The sequence below is a fragment of the Ottowia thiooxydans DSM 14619 genome, assembly GCF_000422885.1.
Lineage (GTDB): Bacteria > Pseudomonadota > Gammaproteobacteria > Burkholderiales > Burkholderiaceae_C > Ottowia > Ottowia thiooxydans.
Genome location: NZ_KE383942.1, coordinates 330,117 through 354,386 on the forward strand (window position 1 = coordinate 330,117; position 24,270 = coordinate 354,386).

Consider the following 24,270-nt stretch of genomic DNA (forward strand, 5'->3'; position numbering starts at 1 on the left):
CTACTTGGGCTTCACTGGCCGTGACTTGGGTGGCCGACGGATACAATCCGCCACCCATCGAACAGCAATGCTCTTCTTGTTTGATTCGCCTCATCGGGAGCGCGCTCGCTTTCCTGGTTTTCAACTTTTGTGGTCACCCCAAAACGGGGGCAAAGCGTTGTTCATTCCATGTCGCTGCAAACATCCACCGCCTTCACCCCCACTGAAACCGCGATTTCGGTAAGAGTTCCTGCTGGCTTGACGCTGCGTTCAGAAGAAAACGTTCGCGCCACGCTGGAAGTTGACTTGACTGAGCGACTACGTTTCAGCCTAGGGTATGTACTCATTACAAATCAACGGCTTATCGCCCGGTTTCCGGATGAAACAGAGTGGAAATCGTGGGACTTGCGTGCTGGATTGACGCTTGGTCACCAGGATTACGCCGGAGTTGGGACTCTGGAGTTCCGGAATGAGGCAGGTCAATTGGCCATCTGGCGCTATACGCTGGGCCGAAATCCTGCAGCCCTCCGGTTGCTGGCTCAGTTCGAAGCAGCGCTCGCCGCCATAGCGGGTAGAGGCGCGGCTGAGATCGAAGATCTGGAGGAAGTAGGGGAGGAAGAGCTGGCCCCAGAAGCGGGCAAGCCTCCATCCACCTGGATTCTGTTTCGGCTTTGGCGTTTTGCCAAACCGTACCAATGGCAGTTGCTGGCGGCTTTCCTGCTGACGCTGGCAGCCACGGCGGCCACCTTGGTGCCTCCCTACCTCACCATGCCGCTCATGGATAAGGTGCTGATCCCATTCCAGAACGGGCAAGAAATAGACACCCGGTTGGTGGGAATGCTGCTGGGGGGCTTGCTTGGCTCCGCACTGGTGGCTTGGGTACTGGGCTGGGCCAAGACTTATATCTTGTCGTTGGTGTCAGAACGCATTGGGGCCGATCTGCGCACGGCGACCTATGAACACCTGCTTAATCTGTCGCTTGAATACTTTGGCGGACGCCGCACGGGCGACCTCATGGCACGCATAGGCTCTGAGACGGACCGAATCAACGTTTTCCTATCGTTGCACCTGCTGGATTTCGCAACAGACGTGCTGATGATCGTCATGACGGCGGTCATTTTGTTCTCCATCAATCCGGCTTTGGCCTTGGTCACGCTGGTCCCTTTGCCCTTTATTGGCTGGATGATTCACGTGGTGCGCGATCGTCTGCGCACCGGTTTCGAGAAGATTGACCGCGTTTGGTCTGAGGTGACCAACGTACTCGCAGACACCATTCCCGGGATCCGCGTGGTCAAGGCATTCGCCCAGGAAGACCGTGAAGCCAAGCGCTTTGCTGATGCCAACCGGCATAACCTGGCGGTTAACGACAGGTTGAATAAGCTCTGGTCATTGTTTTCGCCCACTGTGACCCTGCTCACCGAGATAGGCCTGCTGGTTGTGTGGGCCTTTGGGATTTGGCTGGTCAGCCAGCAAAGCATCACTGTGGGTGTGCTCACCGCATTCCTGGCTTATATCGGCCGCTTTTACATGCGGCTGGATTCTATGAGCCGGATCGTGTCTGTAACGCAAAAGGCCGCATCCGGTGCCAAGCGTATTTTTGAGATTCTGGATCACGTTTCCAGCGTTCCGGAGGCTGCGCAACCCGTTGATCTTCCCGCGGTTAAGGGCCACATCACCCTGACCAACACCCATTTCCGGTACGGAAACCGGGCGGTGATCAAGGATTTGAACCTGGACATCCAGCCGGGCCAGATGATCGGGCTTGTGGGGCACAGCGGCTCGGGCAAAAGCACGCTGGTCAACCTGATCTGCCGCTTCTACGACATCACCGACGGCAGTATTGCACTTGATGGCGTAGACATCCGTCAGCTGCGGTTGGCCGATTACCGGCGCAATATTGGCCTCGTTTTGCAGGAGCCATTCTTGTTCTTTGGCACGATTGCGGAGAACATTGCTTACGGGAAACCCAGTGCGACCAGAGCTGAAATTATTGCCGCGGCGCGTGCTGCCCATGCACACGAATTCATACTAAGGTTGCCACAAGGATACGATTCTCTGGTGGGTGAACGCGGTCAGGGGCTCTCAGGCGGTGAACGCCAGCGCATTTCCATTGCCCGCGCGCTGCTGATCGATCCGCGCATCCTGATCCTTGATGAGGCCACAGCGTCTGTAGACACAGAAACCGAGCGGGAAATTCAGAAGGCGCTGGACAACCTGGTGCGTGGCCGCACCACCATCGCCATTGCCCACCGGCTTTCTACACTGCGCAAGGCTGACCGCCTGGTGGTCATGGACAAAGGCCGCAAGGTAGAGGAGGGCACGCATGAGCATTTGATCGCTCAGCGTGGTGCCTATTGGCGGCTGTACGAAGCACAAGCTCGGCAGGAGAAGGCTGAGCGAGAACGCATGTTGGCCATCGACGAGCCTCCGCGCGATGCAGAAACTGTCACCATCAGCGCCAAGGAGGAGCGGGAATGAGAACCGTATTTGATCTCCACCGCGACGCCTTTGGTCGTTTGGTGCTCATTGATAGCGAGGGGCAAGAGCATGTGGGTGTAGTGGCCGTGCGTGCGTTTCCCATCGCCGCGCCTGATGAAGGCGTGAGCCTTTTGAACATTGACGGCCATGAGCTGGCTTGGGTGCCTGATCTCTCCACGCTAGATCAGCCCAAGCGAGCCCTGGTGGCGCAGGCATTGGAGCAACGTGAATTCATGCCTGTGCTGCAGCGCCTGATCAGCGTCAGCAGCTTCGCTACCCCCAGCACCTGGGAGGTGGAAACCGATCGCGGCAGCACCAGCTTCGTACTCAAAGGCGAAGAAGACATTCGCCGCTTGGGCCCGGATTTGCTGATCGTGAGCGATGCGCATGGGGTGCAATACCTGATTCGTAACCTGCCGGACATGGATAAGCACAGCAGGAAGTTGCTCGATCGCTTTTTGTAGATAGCCAAGGGCTAGCGCCCTTGCTGCCGCGGACCTCTCAGCCAGTTTGATTGTGTAATACTGTTAATATTCACAGTATCTTCGCATCACTAATCTGAGCTTCCAGATCCTGCGTGCAGTATGGAAAAGCCCGCCTCAAGCGCTATTCTCAAGTTCGTCAAGGGGCGAGGAACGGGCTCGAATGCACGGTCCCGTTTTGAGGCTTGGTCTCGTGAATCCAGCCACGAATACCTTGAGCAAATTCGCGAACTGGCAGATGACGAAGATGAATCAGCGCCCCCCATCGCCACAGAGGTTTCGTTGGTGCAGGCACGAAGCATCCTCAGCTTCAATCGTTCACCGGATATTGGTTTTGAGCAAAGCATCAATCCTTATCAAGGCTGCGAACACGGCTGTGTGTACTGCTTTGCCAGACCGACGCACGCGTATCTGGGCTTGTCGCCCGGGCTCGACTTTGAAACCAAGATATTTGCAAAGGAAAATGCCGCCGAACTCTTGAGAAAGGAGTTGTCCCGCAGGAGCTACCGCCCGAGTCTCATTGCCCTGGGGGCGAACACAGACCCCTACCAACCGGCTGAGCGTGAGCTTTGCATTACACGCTCAGTGCTGGAAGTATTGGCATCATTCAACGCCCCGGTGAGCATTACTACTAAATCAGCACTGGTGGTTCGCGATATAGACATCCTCGCACCCATGGCGCAAAAGGGATTGGCAAGAGTCAATATCTCCCTGGCCACTGTGGATGCCAAGCTGGCCCGTATTCTGGACGCCCGCGCCAATGCACCTCATCGGCGTCTGCGGGCCATCAAGGAGTTGTCTGAAGCGGGAATTCCTGTTTCCGTCTTTGCCTCACCCATGATCCCCGCCATCAATGACATGGAGCTTGAAGCCATTCTTGATGCCGCTGCCGCAGCAGGCGCCAGTGCCGCGAGCATGATTGTGTTGAGGCTCCCGCTGGAAGTCAGAGACCTGTTCGTCGAATGGTTGACAGAGCACTTTCCGCTGCGGGCAGAACACACCATGAGCCTGGTTCGGCAAATGCGGGGAGGTGCGGACTACGATTCATCGTTTGGCAATCGGATGCGCGGCACCGGTCACTACGCGACACTGCTGCGCCAGAGATTCAATATGGCCGCTCGTCGCTTGGGGCTGGGAAGGCTTGGTGGAACATCGAATGTTTCCTTGTTTCGAGTGCCCTCAGAGCCCAGCCCGCAAGGAACGCTTTTCCCCGGCGCGGCCTGAACGGCTATCCGCCGGGACCGCCGAGCTCCCGCTCGGCATCTTCAGGGGCAGCGCATGCCCTCTCCACCCAGCAGGAAGCCAAGCCTGATGAACAGGCTCGGCTGACTCTACGCCCCGAAGAAGTTCTTCAGCCTATCTGTCCAGCTCTCGCTATTGGGCGAATGCTTGGCGCCGCCTTTTTTCAAGGATTCACCAAAATCCTTGAGTAGTTTGCGTTGGTGCTCGGTGAGTTTGACCGGGGTTTCCAGGCTGATGTGGCAGTACAAATCGCCAGGGTAGCTGGAGCGTACGCCTTTGATGCCCTTGCCGCGCAGGCGGAACTGCTTGCCGGCTTGAGTGCCTTCGGGGATGTCAATGGCCGCTTTGCCGCCCAGCGTGGGGACTTCGATTTCGCCGCCAAGAGCCGCAGTGGTGAAGCTGATGGGCACCACGCAGTGCAGGTCGTCTCCATCGCGCTCAAAGATGTCGTGCTTTTTAACCCGAATCTCAATGAACAAGTCGCCTGGAGGGCCGCCGCCTACACCCGGCTCGCCGTTGCCGACCGAGCGGATGCGCATGCCATCATCAATGCCGGCAGGAATCTTGACTTCCAGTGTTTTCTGGTTCTTCACCTTTCCTTGCCCGTGGCAGGTGCCGCAGGGCTCGGGAATGATCTTGCCTGTGCCGTGGCAATGCGGGCAGGTCTGCTGCACGCTGAAGAAACCTTGCCGCATTTGCACCACGCCTTGCCCATGACAAGTGGCGCAGGTTTTTGCGGTGGTCCCGGCTTTGGCGCCTGAGCCACTGCAGGTGGTGCATTCGTCCCAGCTAGGGATGCGGATTTGCGCATCTTTGCCGCCAGCGGCTTCTTCCAGGTTGATTTCCATGGCGTAGCTGAGATCGCCACCACGGAATACCTGCCGTCCGCCACGTTGCCCGCCGCGCCCGCCTTGTTGCTGGCCGAAGATGTCGCCAAAGATATCTCCGAAGGCTTCGGCGAAACCACCGAAACCTTCTCCGCCGCGCATATTGGGATCGACCCCCGCGTGCCCGTACTGATCGTACGCCGCCTTTTTTTGCGGGTCGCTGAGCATTTCATAGGCTTCCTTGCCCTCTTTGAATTTCAGCTCAGACCCTTGTGCGTCACCCTGATTGCGGTCAGGGTGGTACTTCATCGCGAGTTTGCGATAGGCTTTCTTGATCTCTTCGTCAGACGCATTCTTGGGCACGCCCAATACTTCGTAGTAATCGCGTTTTGTAGACATGGCAGATGTGTCGAATGACTGAAGCGGTTATCCCGCTTTAATGGTTGAACCTGGAGACGACGGTTGAAGACTCACTTGGAGCGTAAAAGCCTCGACCGGATCGATCGAGGCTTTTACGCAGGCAAATGGCGAGGCTCATGCTTCGCTATTTGCCGTGAGTGCGACTAAGGTCACCCTCAATTAGTCTTTCTTGACTTCTTTAACTTCGGCGTCGACCACGTTGTCATCTGCTGGAGCAGAAGCGCCGCCGGCGTTTCCGCCAGGAGCTGCGCCTGCCGCCGCGGCTGCACCGGCCGCAGCCTGTGCATCTGCATACATCTTCTCGCCCAGCTTTTGGCTGGCGGTCATCAGCGCTTCGGTCTTGGACTCAATGACGGTCTTGTCTTCGCCTTTGAGCGCTTCCTCGACGTCTTTGATGGCTGTTTCCACTAGTTCCTTCTCGCCGGCTTCGAGCTTGTCGCCATGCTCGGTAAGCGACTTGCGAACACTGTGCACCAGCGCGTCGCCCTGGTTGCGAGCCTGAATCAGTTCCAGTTTCTTGTGGTCTTCAGCGGCGTTCAGCTCAGCATCCTTGACCATTTGCTGAATCTCAGCTTCCGACAAACCGGAGTTGGCCTTGATGGTGATCTTGTTTTCTTTGCCGGTGCCTTTGTCCTTGGCAGACACATGAAGAATACCGTTGGCATCAATATCGAAGGCAACCTCGATCTGCGGCGTGCCGCGCTGTGAGGGCGGAATGCCTTCCAGATTGAATTCGCCCAGCGCCTTATTGCCGGTGGCCATCTCGCGCTCGCCCTGGAACACCTTGATCGTCACGGCCGGCTGATTGTCTTCGGCAGTGGAGAAGGTCTGTGCGAACTTGGTTGGGATGGTGGTGTTCTTCGTGATCATTTTGGTCATCACGCCGCCCAGGGTTTCAATACCCAGAGACAGTGGGGTGACGTCCAGCAACAGCACGTCTTTGCGATCACCGCTCAGCACCTGGCCTTGAATCGCTGCGCCAACGGCAACCGCTTCATCAGGGTTGACGTCTTTGCGTGGCTCTTTGCCGAAGAACTCTTTCACGGCATCTTGCACTTTAGGCATGCGAGTCTGACCGCCGACGAGAATCACGTCGTTGATGTCGCTCACGCTCACGCCCGCATCCTTGATAGCGGTGCGCAGAGGGGCTATGGTGCGCTCAATCAGCTCTTCAACCAGGCTTTCCAGCTTGGCGCGTGTCAGCTTGATGCTCAGATGTTTTGGGCCTGAGGCATCTGCCGTGATGTAGGGCAGGTTGATGTCGGTCGCGGCGCTGCTGGAAAGCTCAATTTTTGCTTTCTCGGCGGCTTCTTTCAGGCGCTGCAGGGCCAACACGTCTTTCGACAGATCAACGCCTTGGTCTTTCTTGAACTCGCCAATGATGTAGTCGATGATGCGTTGATCAAAGTCTTCACCACCCAGGAAAGTGTCGCCGTTCGTGGACAGCACCTCGAATTGCTTTTCACCGTCGACGTCGGCGATCTCGATGATGGAGATGTCGAACGTGCCGCCGCCCAAGTCATACACGGCAATTTTGCGGTCGCCCTTGGCTTGCTTGTCCAGGCCGAAAGCCAGCGCTGCAGCGGTTGGCTCGTTAATGATGCGTTTGACTTCCAGGCCCGCGATACGGCCGGCGTCTTTGGTGGCTTGGCGCTGGCTGTCGTTGAAGTAGGCCGGGACCGTGATAACGGCTTCCGTCACGGCTTCACCCAGGTAGTCCTCGGCGGTTTTCTTCATTTTGCGCAGGATCTCCGCGCTGATTTGCTGCGCCGAAAGCTTCTTGCCGCGCACGCCAACCCAGGCATCACCGTTTTCTGCTTTGGTGATCTCATAGGGCATCAGGTGGATGTCCTTTTGCACTTCGGGTTCGTCGAATTTGCGACCGATCAGACGCTTGACGGCGTAGATCGTGTTTCTGGGGTTGGTGACCGCTTGACGCTTGGCGGGAGCACCCACCAGCACTTCGCCGTCTTCCTGGTAGGCCACGATGGAAGGCGTAGTACGAGCGCCTTCGGCGTTCTCGATCACCTTGGTCGTGTTGCCTTCCATGATGGAAACGCAGCTGTTGGTGGTGCCCAGGTCAATACCGATAATTCTTGCCATTTTTATTCTCCGCTTGGATATATTTTGATTCCGATGCTCAGGAGGTTGTGGATAAGTGCTTGTTTTTCAAGCCGCCACAAGTCTCATTTCTCGCATCATTTGTGGTTTATTACTTGGGTGCAGCCACGGTTACAAGTGCCGGGCGCAGTACACGGTCTGCGATGAGATAGCCTTTTTGAAGCACGCTCACCACGGTATTGGGTTCCTGCTCGGCTGGCACCAGGCTGATGGCCTGTTGCTGTCCGGGATCAAATTTGCTGCCGGCGGCTGGATTGATCTCCACCACCTTATTGCGCTCCAGCGCACTGAGCAGCTGCCTGCGAGTGGCTTCGCTTCCTTCGCGCAGTTGCTCAGGTGTGGCGTGTTCGATCAGCAGCCCGGCTTCCAGGCTGTCGAGCACGGGAAGCAGGCTTTCGGCAAAAGCCTCTACGGCGAACTTGCGCACCTTGGCGATTTCATCGTCAGTCCTGCGGCGAGTGTTCTGCACGTCAGCCTGGGCTCGCAAGGCTTGGTCAGTCAGCTCACTCACCTTGGCTTTCAAGGTTTCGAGTTCGGCCAGGGTATTGTCCAGCTGGGCGACGGCGTCATGCTCATTGGCAGCGGCGGCAGCTTCCAGCTCTTCTGGACTGAACGGCTCATCGGCCGGGGCTTGAGGGTAAGGTTTGGCTTGGTCAGACATGCGGTTCAGGAAAAGAAACGTTATCTACGCGGCTTTGAATTAGTGAGCGCTAGCGTTGTGAGTTGGAAGTTCGCTGGGAAGCACAAACCTGTCGAAATCGGTATCAGGCAGAGAAGCCGCCCTGATCTTTTTGGGATCGCGAGGGGCTTGGACTTCGCGTGGCATTGATTTCTGGTTTGAGTTGTTCAGTGAACTTTCAATTCATGGAACTAATTGGGAGCCGATTGCGCAAATACAAGAGGAAAACGAGCTGAAAAAGCCAGTTTTCTGCAAAATTCAGCGGAAAAACGGATAGAAGTGTGGTCTTTGGCTGTGCTCTGGCGCTGGTAGAGCCCGGTCGCGGGCGCAACTGGCCCTCAATGGTCCGTGCTTTTGTCAGCTTCTCGCCCATTGTTCATGGGTGGAGAGAAGCTGAAGAGGTCAAAAGCGGAAGAGGGCGGCCCAGGGGGTCAATTTCAACCAGTTAAAACCGCTAACCGTCATTCTCGCAAAGCGAGCGTGACGGGGGCGATGGCTTTACGAGCCTAAGCGAACGGTTGTTGGCGCAGAGCCAGATTTCAGTCCAGGCCCAGCAACTCCACGTCGAATTTCAACGTGGCGTTAGGAGGAATCACGCCGCCAGCTCCGCGCGCGCCATAACCCAGCTCAGGGGAAATGATCAGCGTGCGTTGGCCACCGACTTTCATGCCGGCTACGCCTTCATCCCAGCCCTTGATCACGTGTCCGGCGCCGAGTGGAAACTGAAACGGGTCACTCCGGTCGCGGCTGGAGTCGAATTTGGCGCCTTGCTGGCCGTTTGTATAGAGCCAACCGGTGTAATGCACGGTAACGTGCTGACCGGCGGTAGCTTCGGCGCCTGTGCCAAGTTGGGTGTCGGTGTATTGCAGGCCGCTGGGAGTAGTGTTCATTGCAATGAGAAAAGGGTTGAAGTGATCAGGCTGGAATATAGCCGTCTGGAGGCTGGATGATCAGCCACGATGAGTGTAATTCTAGAAAAGCGCGTAAATCGCGTAATTAATAGCTCTGGAGCAATAGGTCAGGAACGGTCTAAACGCCTACAAGGCCACTATGAGCCTATTTTTTCTTCGCTTGCGCGGCCACCCATTTGGTCGCGAATGCCTGGAGGTCAGAAAGGCGTTTGACCAGATCGGCACCGCTCAGGGTAAGGCTGTAGCCCGCTGTCCCGTGCGTGACCAACCCGGCAGCGCGCAGTTCTTTGAGACGGGTATTGAGTGTGTTGGGAGTAATGCCACCCACACTGTCTTGAAGTAAGCGAAAAGTTTGAGGATGCCCGTCTCGCAACGCCCAGAGAACCCGAATGGCATAGCGGGCCTCTAGCAAGGCTAAAAGCTGGCCAGTGGCCGCATTTTCCTTGGAACTCATTTCAAGCTTCTCCTCAATTATCTTTGGTATGTTGGCTTTAATATAGCTCAATTTACTTAAACGCTACACGTTTAATAGCTTGATAAGTAGATGGAGCGTGGGTTCAGTGCTACAAAATCCGGACTTTCCCGAGGTTGACGCCCGGTGTTTTCGCTCTCCACAAGCTCCTCCCTCCTCAGTCGACCCGGCACCTCTCTCTATCCCGGATGGCTAGCCCCGAAGGCGCTGGAATCTACGGTTAAGAGGCTTCCCTATCGCAGACCGCTAAGCCAGTTCGCCGCGAGTTAGGCCATTTGTGTCGGAATCCCCGGGGTTTGACGCAAGTCGCATCAAGTAATCCTGGATCCCCGCCTGCGCGCGGTGCCGGCAATCCGGAGGCCGGCTATCTGAGGATGACGAGTAGGGTTCGCGGCGTAGCGGGATGGCGTCTACCCGAGATGCATCCGGCGTCTAGGAAGCCGCAAGGCCAATTCAACTGCCCACAGTGCAGGGCACATCTGCACCGCATGCGCCGAAGAAGATCAAACGGCTGCGGAGCAAGCCATCCCAAGTGGCCGCGGAGCTGGCTTTGCCAGGCCGCTGGCTGCGTCCCCCTCCGGGGGAAGGCGCGTAAGCGACTCAGGGGGAGCTACTGATAAACTTTTTGCAGCAACCGAATTAAAGTCTTGCGCTCGGCCGCTGTAAGCGCGCCCGCAGCCTCAGCTTCCAGCTCAAACGCCGTGCGTTCCGCCTGCCGCATGAGGTCGTGGCCGGATGGCGTCAGATGTAGGCCCAGCGCTCTGCCGTCAAAGGGATGGGGGCGGCGCTCCAGTATTCCTGCTTGTTCCAAGGAACCTATTTTCCCCACCAGATTAGGCGGAAGGAGGTCCAGAACTTTGCATAACTGCTTGGAGGTGATGCCGGAGTTATGCCCAATGACCGAAAGAATGGAGAAGTCGACTGGCCGCAGGCCGTATTCGGCCATACGGGGCACGAACAGGCTGATGACGGTGAGCGCCGCCCGGCGGGCGTTATAGCCCACCAGCGTTTGAAGGTAGCTGGTGTCCACCTCTTCGGCGGAGGCGGACACCCTTTGAGTTTTAGTGGGGGGCATGGGTCAGGGGCAAGCGGCTGTCATCGATCACTGGTACATGGTTCGATGCTGGCCAGATCTCCATGCCCCCATTTTCCAGTGACCTTGAACAGACTCTAAGAGCTTGCAGCGGTCTATTTTACTTTTCGACCTTGAACTCGCCGCCGGTCACTCGCATCATCACGCCGGTATCGGCCGTGTAACCCCAGTGGTCTTGCGCCGTCCAGTTCAGTACGCCGTGGGCCAGCACGACGCGGCCCATGTTTTCAAACGCATCGCGCAACGCTGCCCGGAACTCTGGCGTACCAGGCTTGGCTTTCTGAAGCGCAATCGGCAAAGCCTTTTCCAGAATCAGGATCGAATCATAGGCATGGCCGGCAAACTGGTTGCGTGAGCCGGGGCCATAGGCTTTTTCGTACTGCTGCACGAATTTGATGGCTTCGGCTTTAGAAGGATGGGCATCCGGCAATTGCTCGGCCAGCACCGCTGGACCAGACACCACGAACCCGCCTTCAACCTGCTTGCCACCCACCCGCATCAGATCGCGCGTGGCTGCGGCATGGGTCTGATAGATCTTGCCTTTGTAGCCCCGCTCAACGAGCGCCATCTGCGGCATGGCTGCGCCGGAACCTGAGGCTACAACGAGCATGGCATCAGGATTGGCGGAAACCAGTTTGAGTGCCTGACCAGTCACGCTGGTGTCTGCGCGCGCAAAGCGCTCCACCGCGACCACCTTGATACCTGCTTTTTCAGCCTGAGGTTTGAAGTCGTTGAGCCAGGTTTCTCCGTACGCATCGCTGTAGCCCAGAAAGCCCACGGATTTGATGCCTTGCCGTTTCATGTGTTCAATGACGGCGTTGCCCATGACGGAGTTGGATTGCGGCAGGCGGAACATCCACTTGTCTTTGCCTGGGGGCAGGGCCACTGGTGACCACGCCACTTGCGGAGTTACGGCCTCTTCGGCCACCTGGGCAATCGCAGCGGCCACTGGCGTTGCCACCGAGCCCATGATGATGTCTACCTTGTCATTGGTCACGAAGCGCTTGGCATGCGTGACACCCTGGGTAGGGTCGCTGGCGTCATCCATCAGGATCACGTTGATTTTTTCACCAGCGATCTGCTTGGGCCACAGCTTGACTTGATTGCCAGCGGGAATTCCCAACCCGGAGGCGGGGCCGGTTAAAGGCGCGATCACTCCGATGGTGATGTCTGCCAAGGTGGTGCCGGCGGCCAGCATGGCGGCGGCGGCGACGAGGATGTGTTTCTTGAAACGGGTCATGGTTTGTCTCCTTTTTGGCTTTGGTGATTAATTGAAGCGCTGCTCCCTAGGAGCACTTTTCCTTGATGAAATCAGGAACGGGGATGGCCTGCAAGCGGCCTCCTTCGGGGTGGATGCAGAAAGCCCGCGTTTCCCGGCCTTCGCACAAAATCTCATCACCTTTCATCACAGTGTGCTTTTGAACAATGGTCTTGGCGTTCCAGGTTTCGACGCAGGTATGAACGTGCAGCAGATCCCCGTAGGTGGCCGGCCGCATGAACTTGGTATGGATCTCCAGCAAAGGGGTGCCGATGATGCCGGTGGTTTTCTTCAGCTCTCTCCACGGTGGAATGCCGCACTCCATAAAAAAGTGGAGCGATGAGGCGTCCATCCATTTCGAGAAGTTGGGAAAGAAGACGATGCCGGCAGGGTCGCAATCGCCGAACATGACCTTGACGTCGTAAATGGTAGTTTTGCTCATGAGCTTGTTTGGGTAATTACGGAGCGAGGCAGGCGTTTATGCGGCTGGATTTTCCAGCAGCAACGCTATACCTTGCCCGCCGCCTACGCAAGCGGAGGAAATACCGTATTTGATGCCTGTGCGCTGCATTTCGCGCGCTAGTGTGATGGTCAGGCGCACGCCAGTAGCGGCAAGCGGATGCCCCAGCGCAATGGCGCCGCCATTCACGTTGAGCTTTGCCAGATCCAGGCCGAGTTCTTTGGCCACCGCCAGTGTCTGCGCACCTTGCGCTTCATTTATCTCGAAACGGCCAATGTCCTCAAGCTTGAGGCCTGTGCGCTCGAGCAGCAAGCGGATGGCCGGGGCAGGGCCTATACCCATGATCTCCGGCGGAACGCCCACCGCGGCAGCTGCCACGACGCGCGCAAGCGCCGGGCGACCGGAAGACTTGCGGTACGCACCAGACGCCACCACCGCAGCGGCTGCCGCATCCACCAAGGCAGAGGAGTTGCCACCGGTTTGAACGCCACCCTCGAACACGGACCGGAGCTTGGCCAAAACCTCCACCGGCGAGATTCTCGGATGGGTGTCTTGCGCTACCTCGGTCAGCTTGCCTTGCAGACGGATGCCGCGCGGCTTATAGCCTTCGATTTCGAACTTCTCCGTGATGACTGGCACGATCTCACCAGCCAGGAATCCGCTCGCCTGAGCTGCGACGGCACGGGCGAATGACTCAGAGGCAAACGCATCGACCTGCTCGCGGGTAATGCCGTATTTTTTCGCCAGATTCTCTGCCGTCTGGATCATGTTGATACCGGCAGCAGGATCTTTCAGGGCCTCCCACATGTAATCCTTGAAGCCGACCGGCGCGCCCAGTTTGAAACCGGTGCGGTTGTCGAAGGACGCGATGGGGTTGCGCGTCATGCTTTCTGTGCCAACCACCAGGGCAGCCTCGCAAGCGCCACTCTGAATGTGCTCACCGGCCTGTCGGAATAATTCAAAGCCGGTGCCGCAAATGCGTTGCGCCATGATGGCAGGCACCTCAACGGGCACGCCAGCATAAAGGCCAATGTGACGCGGCAGGAAGAACTGATCGAAATCACCCGGCGCCATGTTTCCGCAGACCACAGAGCCAATGTCTGAAGCAGGCACTCCGGCGCGCTTGAGGGCTTCACGCGCTGCCTTGATGCCCAGGTCAGTAGGTGAAATGTGGCCCAGCACACCGCAGTAATCAACCATAGGTGTGCGCACGCCGTCCAGCATCCAGACGTCGTCGAAGGCGTTAAAGAATCCTCTGTTTTTCATACGGTTCCTAGCGTTGATCTGATGGCGGTTTCATTCTTCCGCCGAGTGACATCAAACCTGTGTTGCTTCGATCTCTTTCATCCGGAGATCGTTTGAACAAGGCTCCTAAGGTTTGATGACGGTGTGTTTTGGTGCATCCTCGTAGAGCGCCTGTACCAAGTCATCGCGCTCCTTGAGCACGGCCCGTTGGTTGATGCTGCCCTTGTCCGTAATCTCGCCTTTGTCTATGGATGGTGGTTCGGCCATCAGCATCAGGCGGGTCACCCTGTTGGCGCTTCCGGTGGCCGTGAGCGAGAGGTCGGTCACCAGGCTCTGGAATTTGGCCAGTACTCGCTTGTCACCGAGGACCTCAGCCAGCGGCGCGTTGGCCGGCAGATCGGTGAGCGTGCGCACTGCTTGTGTGGGGAATACGAGCGCGCCGACCTCCTTCCGATTCAAACCCGCGATCACCACGTCTTGAATATAGGGCGCTCCACCTGCGATGACACGAGCGCGCAGCGGCCCCACACTGACGAAGGTGCCCGTGGCGAGCTTGAAGTCTTCCGCAATGCGCCCGTCAAAGCGCAAACCGGCGTGAGGGTCTTCAGGATTGATCCACAGCACAGCATCGCCGGTGCAGAAAAATCCTTCGTCGTCGAACGCCTCGGCGGTGGAATCGGGTGCGCGCCAATAGCCCGGGGTGATGTTGGGGCCGCGATAACGCAGTTCCGTCTTGCCGTCCTTGGGAACCAGTTTGCATTCCATTCCCGGCGTGGGTAAGCCAAGATCGCCAGCCCGGATATCCGGGCTGGTGGGAAACAACCCATAGGGGCTGGATTCGGTCATGCCGAAGCCACACGTCATCACAATGCGCTGGCCTAGCTCACGCTCGGCACTTTCAAACAGTGCGTTCCACACCGGCTGCGCCAGCGAGGCGCCAGCGTAGAAGAACATCTTGACGCGTGAGAGAAAGTTCTTGCGCAGCGTGTCGTCGGTTTTCATCGCGTTAGCGATGGCTTCAAAACCGGTGGGTACGTTGAAGTACATGGTGGGCGCGATTTCGCGCAAATTTCTAAGCGTTTCACCCACTAGGGCTGGAGTGGGCTTGCCTTCATCAATATAGAGCGTGCCGCCGTTATTGATCACCATGCCAAAGTTGTGGTTGCCACCGAAGGTGTGGTTCCAGGGCAGCCAATCAATGAGAACGGGCCGCTCTTCGGTCAAGATCGGCATGGACTGGCGCATCTGCTGCTGGTTAGCGCACCACATGCGGTTGGTGTTGATCACTGCCTTGGGCAGCTTGGTCGAACCGCTGGTGAACAGGAACTTGACTATGGTGTCCGGCCCGGTGGCGGCTTGGGCTGCATCCACGGCAGGCGTGGGTTCGGTGGCCATCAACGCCGCGAATGGCGTAGAAGGGCGGTCCTTCAGATGTGCATGATCCGCGTGGCGAGAAATGACGATTTCCGCATCAGAAGGTGCGGCAGCGGCAATGGCCGCGCCATAGCGCTCGCCATCGTCAGCCCAGATCAATCCAGGCGTGAGCGTGTTGATGACGTGGCGCAGCTTGCCGTAGTCTTTGCTGATGGTGGAGTAGGCGGGAGAAGCGGGGGAGTAGGGAATGCCAACGTAGAGACATCCCAGTGCCAACAACGCGTGGTCAATGCTGTTGTCGCTCAAGATGATGACCGGGCGTTCGGCGGTCAGGCCGCGATCCATTAGCCCCTGGCCTATGCGTCGCGCAGCATCCAACGCTTGCGCGTAGGTGATGTGACGCCAATCACCCAGCGAGCCATCCGCGCCTCGCTGGCGCTGGGCGATCAGCGTCTCATTGGGGGTGGTTTTCGCCCAGTGAATGAGGCGGTCAGACATGCGCTCGTCAAAAGCCGCCAGGCTAGCGTCAGCGGCCAGATACTGAGCGCCGCTTTCGCTATGCCGCAGATTCACACGGGTCACGCCAAACGCAAGGGGGCGGTATTCTGGCTGGGCTTGCGCCGTTTCGCTGCCGGTCATGCTTATGTCTCGCTTGTCTATTTTTATGGGATCGCCAGGAGAGGTCGAATCAGGATTTTTGTACTTTGCCCGCTCGACCTTCGAGGAAGGCGCGCACGCGTTCCTTGGCCTCTGGTGCGGACTGAGCAATGGCAGACATCAGCGCTTCGGTAAAGAAACCATGATCGGCTGATTGCTCGGCAATGCGCGGCAGCGCGTGCATCAATGAATAATTGGTGAGCGGCGCGTTTTGTGCTATGCGCGCGGCTAGTTCCAGCGCTTTGTCAAAGGCCTGTCCCACAGGAACAAGATATTGGGCAAAGCCTACCCGCTCGCCATCTTGCGCGTTATAGACGCGGCCGGTGAGCATCATGTCGAGCATGCGTGAGGCGCCAATCAGTTTTGGAATGCGCACCGAGCCGCCGCCGCCCACAAAAATCCCGCGCGAGCCTTCGGGCAGCGCGTAGAACGTGCTTTCATCGGCCACGCGCAGGTGTGCGGCGCTGGCTAGCTCCAGGCCGCCGCCAACCACGGCGCCGTGCAGTACCGCGATGACGGGGACCGGGCCATGCTGCACACATTCCAGGGCCGAATGCCACAGCCTCGAATGAATCATGCCTTGTCCGGCGTCGCGCTCCTTCAATTCCGAAAGATCGAGACCGGCGCAAAAATGTTCGCCCTCACCATCAATGACCGCAGCCTTTACGGTATCAGGCAGGTTCTGGAACGTGTCGCGGATGGCCAGGATCAGCCCGTCGGAAAGTGCGTTGCGCTTGGCGCCACGCGTGAGGCGGACCACAGCGATTTCATTGTGATCTCCACGGATTTCGAGCGAAAGACCTTCGAATTTATTAGCCATTCTTATCTCCATATGCATCGTGAGAGCCGCGGTTGAGCTCGCAGGCTACCGGACGGCAGCCTGCGAAGGCGTGCCCGATTTTTGTCCTCGGTAAGTGTCAATTATGATTATCAAAGATAATCAAATTCAAGCGACTGTGGCATTTTATTTCTAGGGGTTTTCCCCGTGTGGTTGTGCTCGCCCGGCGTCTGCGCGCGCTTGCGTCATGCAAAAATGGCGAGGTCGCTATTCGCTTTACCCAAAAATTCAAAGGAGATCCTCATGAGACGTCACATACTGATTGCAGGCGCACTTGCTTGCACCGCCGTGTTCGCACCCGCTGCCGTTTGGGCGCAACCGGCTTTCCCCAGCAAACCTATTCGGATCGTCGTCCCTAATGCACCCGGCGGCGCGGCTGATCTGACAGCGCGTACGGTCGGCGAAAAAATGGCTAAGGGCTTAGGGCAGCCTGTAGTTATCGACAACCGGCCGGGTGCTGGCGGTGTGGTGGCCGGACAAGCGGTGGCGAGCGCGCCTGCCGACGGCTACACCTTGTTGCTTATCTCCAGTGGCACCGCCGTAAGCGAAGCGCTGTTCAAGTCGCTGCCGTTCGACTCACGCAAGGATTTCACGCCCGTGGCACCTCTAGCCACGTTTGACTTGGTGATCGTGAGTTCGCCCACTGGTGAGTTCAAGACTCTGACAGATTTGGTGTCTTGGGCCAAAGCCAACCCAGGCAAGCTCAACATTGGAACGCCTGCCATTGGCACCACGCAGAATTTGGCCGCGGAACTGTTCAAGACGGCTGCCGGCATTGATGCCCAGGTCGTGCCCTTCAAAGGTACGCCGGATGTCATCACGGCCATTCGTGGCGGCCAGATTCAGGTGGGGTTGGATATTTTGAGTCCACTCCTGTCGCAAATACAGGGCAAGGCGCTTCATCCGCTGGCTGTTACAGGCACGAAGCGCTCCCGCGTACTCCCGGATGTGCCTACTGCGCAAGAGGCTGGCGTCAAGAATTTGAATGCGGCATCCTGGAACGGTCTGGCTGTTCCAGCCAAAACTCCGAAAGCCGTTGTGGATCGCTTGAGCAAAGAGATCAATGCTGCGCTGGCTGATGCGGATGTGCGCAAGAAACTGGAAGCACTGAATCTGGATCCACATCCTGGCACGCCAGCTGATGCCGCCGCCATGTTGAACGGAGACATCCAGCGCTGGGCCGAAGTCATTTCGCGCGCGAAGATCGAGAAGCAGTAAGCGCAGGGCGCGTGAGCGCAGAGCGTCTGTGAATGGATGTCCTTCAGCCCCAGCCGCTGGGTGTTGAAGGCTCCTGCGCCAATGTCCTCTCTACCGCTTCAGGCTACCCGGCGTAGTTTTGCAGGCGTGCGTACAAGCCTCCTGACGCGAGCAGCTCCGCATGTGTGCCTTGCTCCACAATCTTTCCTCGCTCCATAACTACGATGCGATCAGCGTGCTCAATGGTCGAGAGCCGGTGCGCGATCACCAGAGTGGTGCGCCCCTCCATGACACGCGCCATGGCCTGTTGGACCAGGCGTTCGCTTTCGGTGTCTAGCGCGGAGGTCGCCTCATCGAGCAGCAACACAGGCGCATCTTTGTAGAGCGCCCTGGCAATAGCCAGCCGCTGGCGCTGGCCACCAGAAAGCTCGGTGGCGTTATGCCCCAGTACCGTGTCCATGCCCTGTGGGAGCGTTGCCACGTGAGCGGCCAAATTGGCATCATTCAGGCATGCCTGCACTCGATCGCGGTCGATATGCGCGGCACCTAGGGCCACGTTGGCGGCCACACTGTCATTGAGCATGGTGACATCCTGGCTGACCAGTGCGAACTGTGCCCGCAAAGCGGCAAGCGGCCAGGCACTGGCGTCAATGTCGTCCAGCAGTATTTGTCCCCCATTGGATTGGACAAAGCGAGGCAGCAAATTCACCAGTGTGCTTTTGCCTGAGCCTGAAGGCCCCACCAGTGCGACGGTTTCCCCTGCCTTGATGTGCAAACTCACGCCATCCAGGGCGGGGGCGGCGTCATCGCGGTAACGCACGCTCACCTCCCGCAGCTCGATTTTTCCGAGCGCACGTGGGGGAACCAGCGCTGCACCGGCCGTGTTGTCGGCCTCGGGCTGAACGCTGTCTATCAAATCCAGGCCACGTTCGAGCGCAGCCATGCCACGCGTGATCGGGTTCACCACGTCAGCGAGTCGCCGGGTGGGCGCGACCAGCATGAGCATGGCGCCAATGAAAGCCACGAAGCCTCCCACGGTCATGGCGCGCCCATCTACGCTTTGGCCTTGTGAAAGCGCTATGCCGATCATGGTTGAGAGCGCCACGGATGCGACCAATTGCGTGAGCGGCGTGGTGGCAGCCGAAGAGCGGGTGGCCTTTAGCGCCAGATCGCGCAGGCGGCGGCTCAAGGTCTCGAAGCGCTCAGCCTGCGCACCTTGCGCACCATGCAGGCGCACCATGCGGTGCGCGAGCACGTTTTCTTCCACCACGTACGCTAATTCATCGGTAGCAATCTGGCTTTGCCTGGTCACCTTGTACAGATGCCGCGTCATGACCTTGAGAATCCAGGCCACGCACGGCACTAAAACCAGCACGATGAGAGTGAGCGACCAGTTGAGGTAGAACAGGTAAGCCAGGAGCGCGATCACCGTGAAGCTGTCGCGCGCCCCAGTGATAACGGCCTGCACCAGTTGTGAAGCGCCGTTTTGCACTTCATAGACGATGGTGTTGGCCAATTGGCTAGCTGATTGCCGTGAAAAAACGGATAGATCGGCCGTGAGCAGGCGGTCGAATAGCTGGCGCCGGAGCACCAGCATGCCTTCTCCGGCAATGCGCGCCAAGGCGTATTGCCCGGCAAACTGGGTCAATCCCCGGAGCATGAACAATCCGATCACGGTCACGGGGACCATCCAGATCGGCAGCTCGCCCTGGGTAAATCCGCGATCAAGCAGCGGTTGCAACAAGGCCGGGATGGCTGGTTCAGTGAGGCCTGTGGCCACTGTGGAGCCGATGGCCAGGGCCCATCCGGCCCGGTATTGTTTGAAATAGCCCCATAGGCGCCGCATGCGCTCTTTCAGAGGGCGTTGGCTGGAGGGGCTGGGCTGGGGGTCTGGTGAGGCCATGGGAGAGGAGTCTAACGAGCATGGAACCTCTGCCAAAAAATCGTGTCTCAGGAATGTCTTTTGCAAAAGCGCATCAGTGCGCAATACAGTTTGTCACGAGGGTTAATGCTGAGTGTGTAACATTCGACCCTGCATCTGGATCTCCCCAGTTCACAATTGCATCGCATGAAACTAGACCCCCGTGTTGTTTTGTCTCCTGGCCTTCGCCGCCGTGGCCTCATTGTTGCCATGGCTGCCGCACCCAGCCTTCCGGCATTGGCGCAGTTTCGCGTTGAAGTCTCCGGCGTTGGGCTGACCCAGTTACCCATCGCGCTTGTGCCGTTTCGCGGCGAGGGCGCCTCGCCGCAAAAGATCAGCGCCATCATCCGCGCCGATCTCGAGCGAAGCGGCCGTTTTCGCGCGGTCGAGCCCGGCGCCGATGCAATGGACGAAACCACCCGTCCTGATATGTCGGTCTGGCGGCAAAAAAGCGCTGATTCCCTGGTTGGCGGAAGCGTGACGCTTCTTCCAGACGGTCGTTTCGACGTACGTTTTCGCCTCTGGGACGTCGTTCGGAACCAGGATCTGGGCGGTCAGGGCTATGTGGTGCCCCGGGCTGACTTGCGGCTAGCGGCACACAAAATTTCCGACTACATCTACGAAAAACTGACCGGAGAGAAGGGCGTCTTCTCCACGCGCCTGGCCTACATCACCAAGAGCGGCACCCGATATTCCCTCTGGGTCGCTGACTCTGATGGCGAAAACGCTCAAGCTGCATTGGGAAGCCCTGAGCCCATCATCTCCCCCAGTTGGTCGCCAGATGGCCTGCAGTTGGCTTATGTATCGTTCGAATCACGTAAGCCGGTCATCTACGTGCACGATGTGTCCACCGGGCGGCGCAGGCTCCTGGCGAACTTCCGGGGATCCAACAGCGCCCCCACCTGGTCGCCAGATGGCCGCAATCTGGCGGTCACCCTGTCGCGCGACGGCGGATCACAGCTCTATCTGATCAGTGCGAACGGTGGGGAGCCAAGAAGGCTCACGCAATCGCAAAGTATTGATACCGAGCCGGCTTTTTCGCCAGATGGCAGTAGTATTTATTTCGTAAGCGATCGCGGAGGCGCGCCGCAAATCTATCGCATGCCCGCCAGCGGAGGCCCGGCACAGCGGGTGAGCTTCAGTGGCAACTACAACGTTTCTCCATCCGTCAGCCCTGATGGGCGGTGGCTGGCCTACATTTCGCGTACCGGCGGTGCTTTCAAACTCCAGGTCATGGAGATTGCATCCGGGAACGTGGCCTCCATTACGGACACCACGGACGATGAAAACCCCAGTTTCGCCCCCAACGGCAAGCTCATCGTCTACGCCACGCGGCAAGGCGGCCGTGAAGCACTGATGACCACTACGCTGGACGGCAAGATCAAAGCCCGTCTGGCAGGCCAGGGAGGCGAGCTTCGTGAGCCCTCCTGGGGCCCGTTCCAGCGTTAATTTTTTTGTTTCGGAATTCACCTCCCAGGAGAACCTTTCATGATTAAGCGTTATTTTGTACTCGCTACAGTTGCTGCCGCGTTGGCTGGTTGCGGCTCCAGTGTCAAGCTCGACCCACCAATTCAAGACAGCACCGCCACGAGCACCAGTGGTGCGGGAACCGGCGCAACAGCTGCCGGGACGCAAGGGCAGGGCGCAGGTCAAAGTTCGGTCGCACCAGTGCAGGTTGGTGGATCGAGCGCTGATGTGGCAGGCCCGTCAGGCGTAGACCGTGTCATCTATTTCGACTACGACAGCTTCGTTGTTCAGCCCGCCTTCCAGTCGGTGGTAGACCAGCACGCACGCTTTCTCCAGGCCAATCGCGGCCGCAGTGTCGTGCTTGAAGGCAGCACCGATGAGCGCGGCAGCCGTGAGTACAACCTGGCATTGGGGCAAAAGCGTGCTGAAGCCGTGCGCCGTGCCCTGACTCTGGTTGGCGCCACCGACGCGCAAGTCGAAGCCATCAGCTTTGGTGAGGAAAAGCCCGCTGTGACCGGCTCCGGTGAAGGTGCCTACGCCAAAAACCGCCGCGTTGAGTTGCGCTACCGCTAAGCCTTGAACGTGTCCAGCTCCATGCCTTATTTCCGCATCGCTGTCCTGGCCGCGGCGTGCTTCGCAGGCACAGCGGCGCAAGCGCAGCTGTTCGGCGGCGACGACCAGGCTCGTCAGGCCATCCTGGATTTGCGCCAGCGTTTCGACGCAGCGGTGAATGCACAGAACCGCCTGGTCGACGAAAACACGCAGATCCGGCGCAGCATGCTTGAACTTCAGCAGCAGATCGAAGCCATGCGTGCTGAACTGGCACGCTCGCGTGGTCAAGACGAGCAGTTCGCGCGCGAGCTCTCCGAATTGCAAAAGCGCCAGGGCGGCGCGCAGCAGGAGCTCGATGAGCGCGTGCGCAAGCTGGAGGCCGGCGAAGTGGCGCGTGCGGCTTCTGCAGCAGCGGCTGCCACCGCAGCGGCAGCAGCACCCACCACCCCCGAGGCGGGTGCGAGCGCAGCGGCACCGGATGCGACCGAAAAGCAGGAATACGATGCCGCGCTGGCAGTCTTTCGTTCTGGTGATTTCAAAGCATCGCAGACTGGTTTTGCCGCGTTCATCAAGCGCTATCCACGCAGCTCATTGGCCCCGTCTGCCCTGTTTTGGCTAGGTAACGCGCAATACGCTACCCGCAACTACAAGGAAGCGATCACCAACTTCCGCTCTTTGCTGACTGCGGTACCCAATCACGCCAGGGCTCCGGAAGCCATGCTTTCCATTGCCAACTGCCAGGTTGAGCTCAAGGATGCTCGGGCCGAGCGCGCTACGCTTGAACTGCTGGTCAAGACTTACCCGAAATCTGAAGCTGCCCAGGCGGCGCGTGATCGCATTGCGAAGCTGAAGTAGTTGGGTTTTATTGGCTTTTGTCTGCCATCTGCTGGGCCGATTCCAGCTTCGACTCAGGCAGATTTGACGCGAGCAGGGATAAACCCTCAAGCTCGCGCTATAATTCGAGGTTCCCTTGCCGCACTCCATCTGACGCTGGAGGCGGTTTTTTAGTTGTCTGCTACTTCTAAAGTGGCCGGCACGGTATTCATCCATAAGGAGTTTGAATGCGTCATTACGAGATTATTTTGCTGATCCACCCGGATCAGAGCGAACAAGTTCCGGCCATGCTGGAGCGCTACAAGGGCATGATCACCGCCGGCGGCGGAAAGATTCATCGCGTGGAAGACTGGGGCCGTCGTCAATTGGCGTACCAGATCAACAAGCTGGCTAAAGCTCACTACCTGTGCGTCAACATCGAGGCTGATCAAGCCGTGATGGGCGAGCTGGAGCACGCTTTCCGCTTCAACGATGCAGTGTTGCGTCACCTGACCGTACAACGTCCTAAGGCTGACACCGGCCCATCATCCATGATGAAGACAGTTGAGCGCGAAGAAGCCCGCAAAGCTCAGCAAGTCGAGTCCAACTAAGTCGTCGCCGTATTGGCGGGCGTGAACCGCACCGATCTCACAGCTTGCATCGTCGAATGCAGCGCTCTCAGGTACACACCGGCAGGATTGCCGGCGTTGGATTTGAGGCTCGAACACGAGTCCAGCGCTGAAGAGGCCGGTGCAACGAGACAGGTGAAAGCCACGCTAAAGGCTCTCGCGGTTGGCGCGATGGCTGAGAGGTTAGGCAAACAGGTGGTGGGATCGCAATGGCGTTTCACCGGCTTTTTGGCCAGCCCCCGCAACGGCAAGCACGTAGTGCTCCACATCCAGGATTTTCAGCAAGATTTGTAAGGAGGCCCAAATGGCCACGTTCAAGAAATTCAACAAGGACAAGCGTCCTAAGCGCAACACCCAGTCGCTGCTGTTCAAACGCAAGCGTTTCTGCCGCTTCACAGTGGCAGGCGTCGTCGAGATCGACTACAAAGACATGGATGTCTTGCGCGATTTCATCGGCGAAAACGGCAAGATCATTCCCGCTCGCCTGACCGGCACGCGCGCGATCTACCAACGTCAGCTCAATACCGCCATCAAGCGCGCGCGCTTCCTGGCCATGCTGCCATACACAGACCAGCACCGCGTCTGAGGGAAAGAAGCACCATGCAAATTATTCTTCTAGACAAAATCGCTAACCTGGGCACCCTGGGTGAAATCGTCAAGGTCAAAGACGGCTATGCCCGTAACTTCCTGATCCCTAGCGGCCGCGCTCGTCGCGCTACTGCGGCTAACAAAGCTGAATTCGAAGCCCGCCGTGTGGAACTCGAAAAGCAAGCCGCTGACAAACTGGCCCAGGCCAAAGCCCAAGGCGAAAAACTTGCTGGTAAAACCTTCAAGTTGACACAAAAAGCCGGTGTTGATGGCCGCCTGTTTGGCTCCGTCACTAACAGCGACATCGCCGAAGAACTGAAAAAGCAAGGCTTTGAAGTTGTGAAGTCGCAAGTTCGCTTGCCCAACGGTCCTATTAAGCTCGTGGGCGACACCACCGTTGCTGTGTCACTGCACACTGACGTGGTGGAAGAGATTACTGTTTCTGTGTACGGCGAATCCGCCTAAACCGAATACGGTCCTGTCTCAGCCGCCACCCCATAAGGGTGGCGGTTTTTTTTTAGTTGAGCGGTGCGAAATGCACCGCGTTGTGCACAGCATATGGGTATC

Annotated in this window: 23 protein-coding genes; 11 read left to right on the forward strand and 12 right to left on the reverse strand. The window is 58.1% G+C overall.

Going from position 1 to position 24,270, the window contains the following annotated elements; genetic code table 11:
• Positions 1-168 precede the first annotated feature (168 nt).
• The 3 genes from G518_RS37370 (at position 169) to G518_RS0127930 (ending at position 4,163) form a co-directional block, all read left to right on the forward strand.
• Complete coding sequence (locus tag G518_RS37370; protein ID WP_084652354.1) at positions 169-2,457, forward strand: cyanophycin metabolism-associated ABC transporter; 2,289 nt, start codon at positions 169-171, stop codon at positions 2,455-2,457.
• Entirely contained in the window at positions 2,454-2,921 is a 468-nt protein-coding gene (locus G518_RS0127925; protein WP_028605280.1) for a cyanophycin metabolism-associated DUF1854 family protein, read from the forward strand. Before G518_RS37370 ends, G518_RS0127925 begins: the two co-directional genes overlap by 4 nt.
• A 120-nt stretch (positions 2,922-3,041) precedes the next feature.
• A complete protein-coding gene (locus G518_RS0127930) occupies positions 3,042-4,163 on the forward strand; it encodes a PA0069 family radical SAM protein (protein ID WP_036596343.1) in 1,122 nt (373 codons plus the stop codon).
• A gap of 107 nt (positions 4,164-4,270) precedes the next feature.
• Here G518_RS0127930 and dnaJ read toward each other — a convergent pair whose 3' ends face one another.
• From dnaJ to G518_RS0127995, 11 genes are all read right to left on the reverse strand, one after another.
• Entirely contained in the window at positions 4,271-5,407 is a 1,137-nt protein-coding gene (gene dnaJ, locus G518_RS0127935; RefSeq protein ID WP_028605282.1) for a molecular chaperone DnaJ, read from the reverse strand.
• A gap of 180 nt (positions 5,408-5,587) precedes the next feature.
• A complete protein-coding gene (gene dnaK / locus G518_RS0127940; protein WP_028605283.1) occupies positions 5,588-7,531 on the reverse strand; it encodes a molecular chaperone DnaK in 1,944 nt (647 codons plus the stop codon).
• A gap of 109 nt (positions 7,532-7,640) precedes the next feature.
• On the reverse strand, positions 7,641-8,210 hold the full coding sequence (grpE, locus tag G518_RS0127945; protein WP_028605284.1) for a nucleotide exchange factor GrpE: 570 nt from the start codon (positions 8,208-8,210) through the stop codon (positions 7,641-7,643).
• 557 nt (positions 8,211-8,767) lie between these two features.
• Positions 8,768-9,118, reverse strand: coding sequence for an FKBP-type peptidyl-prolyl cis-trans isomerase (locus G518_RS0127960; protein ID WP_036596345.1), 351 nt, complete (start codon positions 9,116-9,118; stop codon positions 8,768-8,770).
• Between the two features lie 166 nt (positions 9,119-9,284).
• Positions 9,285-9,593 (reverse strand): winged helix-turn-helix transcriptional regulator, encoded by a 309-nt coding sequence (locus G518_RS0127965; protein WP_028605287.1) that lies wholly within the window; start codon positions 9,591-9,593, stop codon positions 9,285-9,287.
• A gap of 628 nt (positions 9,594-10,221) precedes the next feature.
• On the reverse strand, positions 10,222-10,686 hold the full coding sequence (locus G518_RS0127970; RefSeq protein WP_028605288.1) for a MarR family winged helix-turn-helix transcriptional regulator: 465 nt from the start codon (positions 10,684-10,686) through the stop codon (positions 10,222-10,224).
• 118 nt (positions 10,687-10,804) lie between these two features.
• Positions 10,805-11,944, reverse strand: coding sequence for an ABC transporter substrate-binding protein (locus G518_RS0127975; protein ID WP_028605289.1), 1,140 nt, complete (start codon positions 11,942-11,944; stop codon positions 10,805-10,807).
• Positions 11,945-11,990: 46 nt separating this feature from the next.
• Positions 11,991-12,404, reverse strand: a complete 414-nt coding sequence (locus G518_RS0127980; protein WP_028605290.1) for an acyl-CoA thioesterase — start codon at positions 12,402-12,404, stop codon at positions 11,991-11,993.
• Between the two features lie 36 nt (positions 12,405-12,440).
• Positions 12,441-13,688, reverse strand: a complete 1,248-nt coding sequence (locus G518_RS0127985; protein ID WP_028605291.1) for a thiolase family protein — start codon at positions 13,686-13,688, stop codon at positions 12,441-12,443.
• 105 nt (positions 13,689-13,793) lie between these two features.
• On the reverse strand, positions 13,794-15,680 hold the full coding sequence (locus G518_RS0127990) for a feruloyl-CoA synthase (protein ID WP_028605292.1): 1,887 nt from the start codon (positions 15,678-15,680) through the stop codon (positions 13,794-13,796).
• Between the two features lie 49 nt (positions 15,681-15,729).
• The gene (locus tag G518_RS0127995) at positions 15,730-16,518 is read right to left on the reverse strand and encodes a crotonase/enoyl-CoA hydratase family protein (RefSeq protein WP_028605293.1); all 789 of its coding nucleotides are present in this window, start codon (positions 16,516-16,518) and stop codon (positions 15,730-15,732) included.
• A 261-nt stretch (positions 16,519-16,779) separates the two neighbouring features.
• Between G518_RS0127995 and G518_RS0128000 the strand changes: the two genes are divergently transcribed.
• On the forward strand, positions 16,780-17,754 hold the full coding sequence (locus G518_RS0128000) for a Bug family tripartite tricarboxylate transporter substrate binding protein (protein WP_028605294.1): 975 nt from the start codon (positions 16,780-16,782) through the stop codon (positions 17,752-17,754).
• A 103-nt stretch (positions 17,755-17,857) separates the two neighbouring features.
• Here G518_RS0128000 and msbA read toward each other — a convergent pair whose 3' ends face one another.
• Positions 17,858-19,636 carry a lipid A export permease/ATP-binding protein MsbA gene (gene msbA / locus G518_RS0128005; RefSeq protein WP_028605295.1) on the reverse strand — a complete coding sequence of 593 codons (1,779 nt, stop codon included), beginning with the start codon at positions 19,634-19,636 and terminating at the stop codon, positions 17,858-17,860.
• Between the two features lie 165 nt (positions 19,637-19,801).
• On the opposite strand from msbA, the gene tolB reads away from it, so the two are divergent.
• The 7 genes from tolB to rplI all read left to right on the forward strand — a co-directional run bounded on the left by tolB (position 19,802) and on the right by rplI (position 24,168).
• Complete coding sequence (gene tolB / locus G518_RS0128010; RefSeq protein WP_028605296.1) at positions 19,802-21,103, forward strand: Tol-Pal system beta propeller repeat protein TolB; 1,302 nt, start codon at positions 19,802-19,804, stop codon at positions 21,101-21,103.
• 39 nt (positions 21,104-21,142) lie between these two features.
• A complete protein-coding gene (gene pal / locus G518_RS0128015) occupies positions 21,143-21,694 on the forward strand; it encodes a peptidoglycan-associated lipoprotein Pal (RefSeq protein ID WP_028605297.1) in 552 nt (183 codons plus the stop codon).
• Between the two features lie 21 nt (positions 21,695-21,715).
• On the forward strand, positions 21,716-22,528 hold the full coding sequence (ybgF, locus tag G518_RS0128020; RefSeq protein WP_028605298.1) for a tol-pal system protein YbgF: 813 nt from the start codon (positions 21,716-21,718) through the stop codon (positions 22,526-22,528).
• A gap of 206 nt (positions 22,529-22,734) precedes the next feature.
• A complete protein-coding gene (gene rpsF, locus G518_RS0128025; RefSeq protein ID WP_028605299.1) occupies positions 22,735-23,097 on the forward strand; it encodes a 30S ribosomal protein S6 in 363 nt (120 codons plus the stop codon).
• A 21-nt stretch (positions 23,098-23,118) separates the two neighbouring features.
• Positions 23,119-23,409 carry a primosomal replication protein N gene (priB, locus tag G518_RS0128030; RefSeq protein WP_028605300.1) on the forward strand — a complete coding sequence of 97 codons (291 nt, stop codon included), beginning with the start codon at positions 23,119-23,121 and terminating at the stop codon, positions 23,407-23,409.
• 10 nt (positions 23,410-23,419) lie between these two features.
• Positions 23,420-23,701, forward strand: coding sequence for a 30S ribosomal protein S18 (rpsR, locus tag G518_RS0128035; RefSeq protein WP_028605301.1), 282 nt, complete (start codon positions 23,420-23,422; stop codon positions 23,699-23,701).
• Positions 23,702-23,715: 14 nt separating this feature from the next.
• Positions 23,716-24,168 carry a 50S ribosomal protein L9 gene (rplI, locus tag G518_RS0128040; protein WP_028605302.1) on the forward strand — a complete coding sequence of 151 codons (453 nt, stop codon included), beginning with the start codon at positions 23,716-23,718 and terminating at the stop codon, positions 24,166-24,168.
• Positions 24,169-24,270 lie beyond the last annotated feature (102 nt).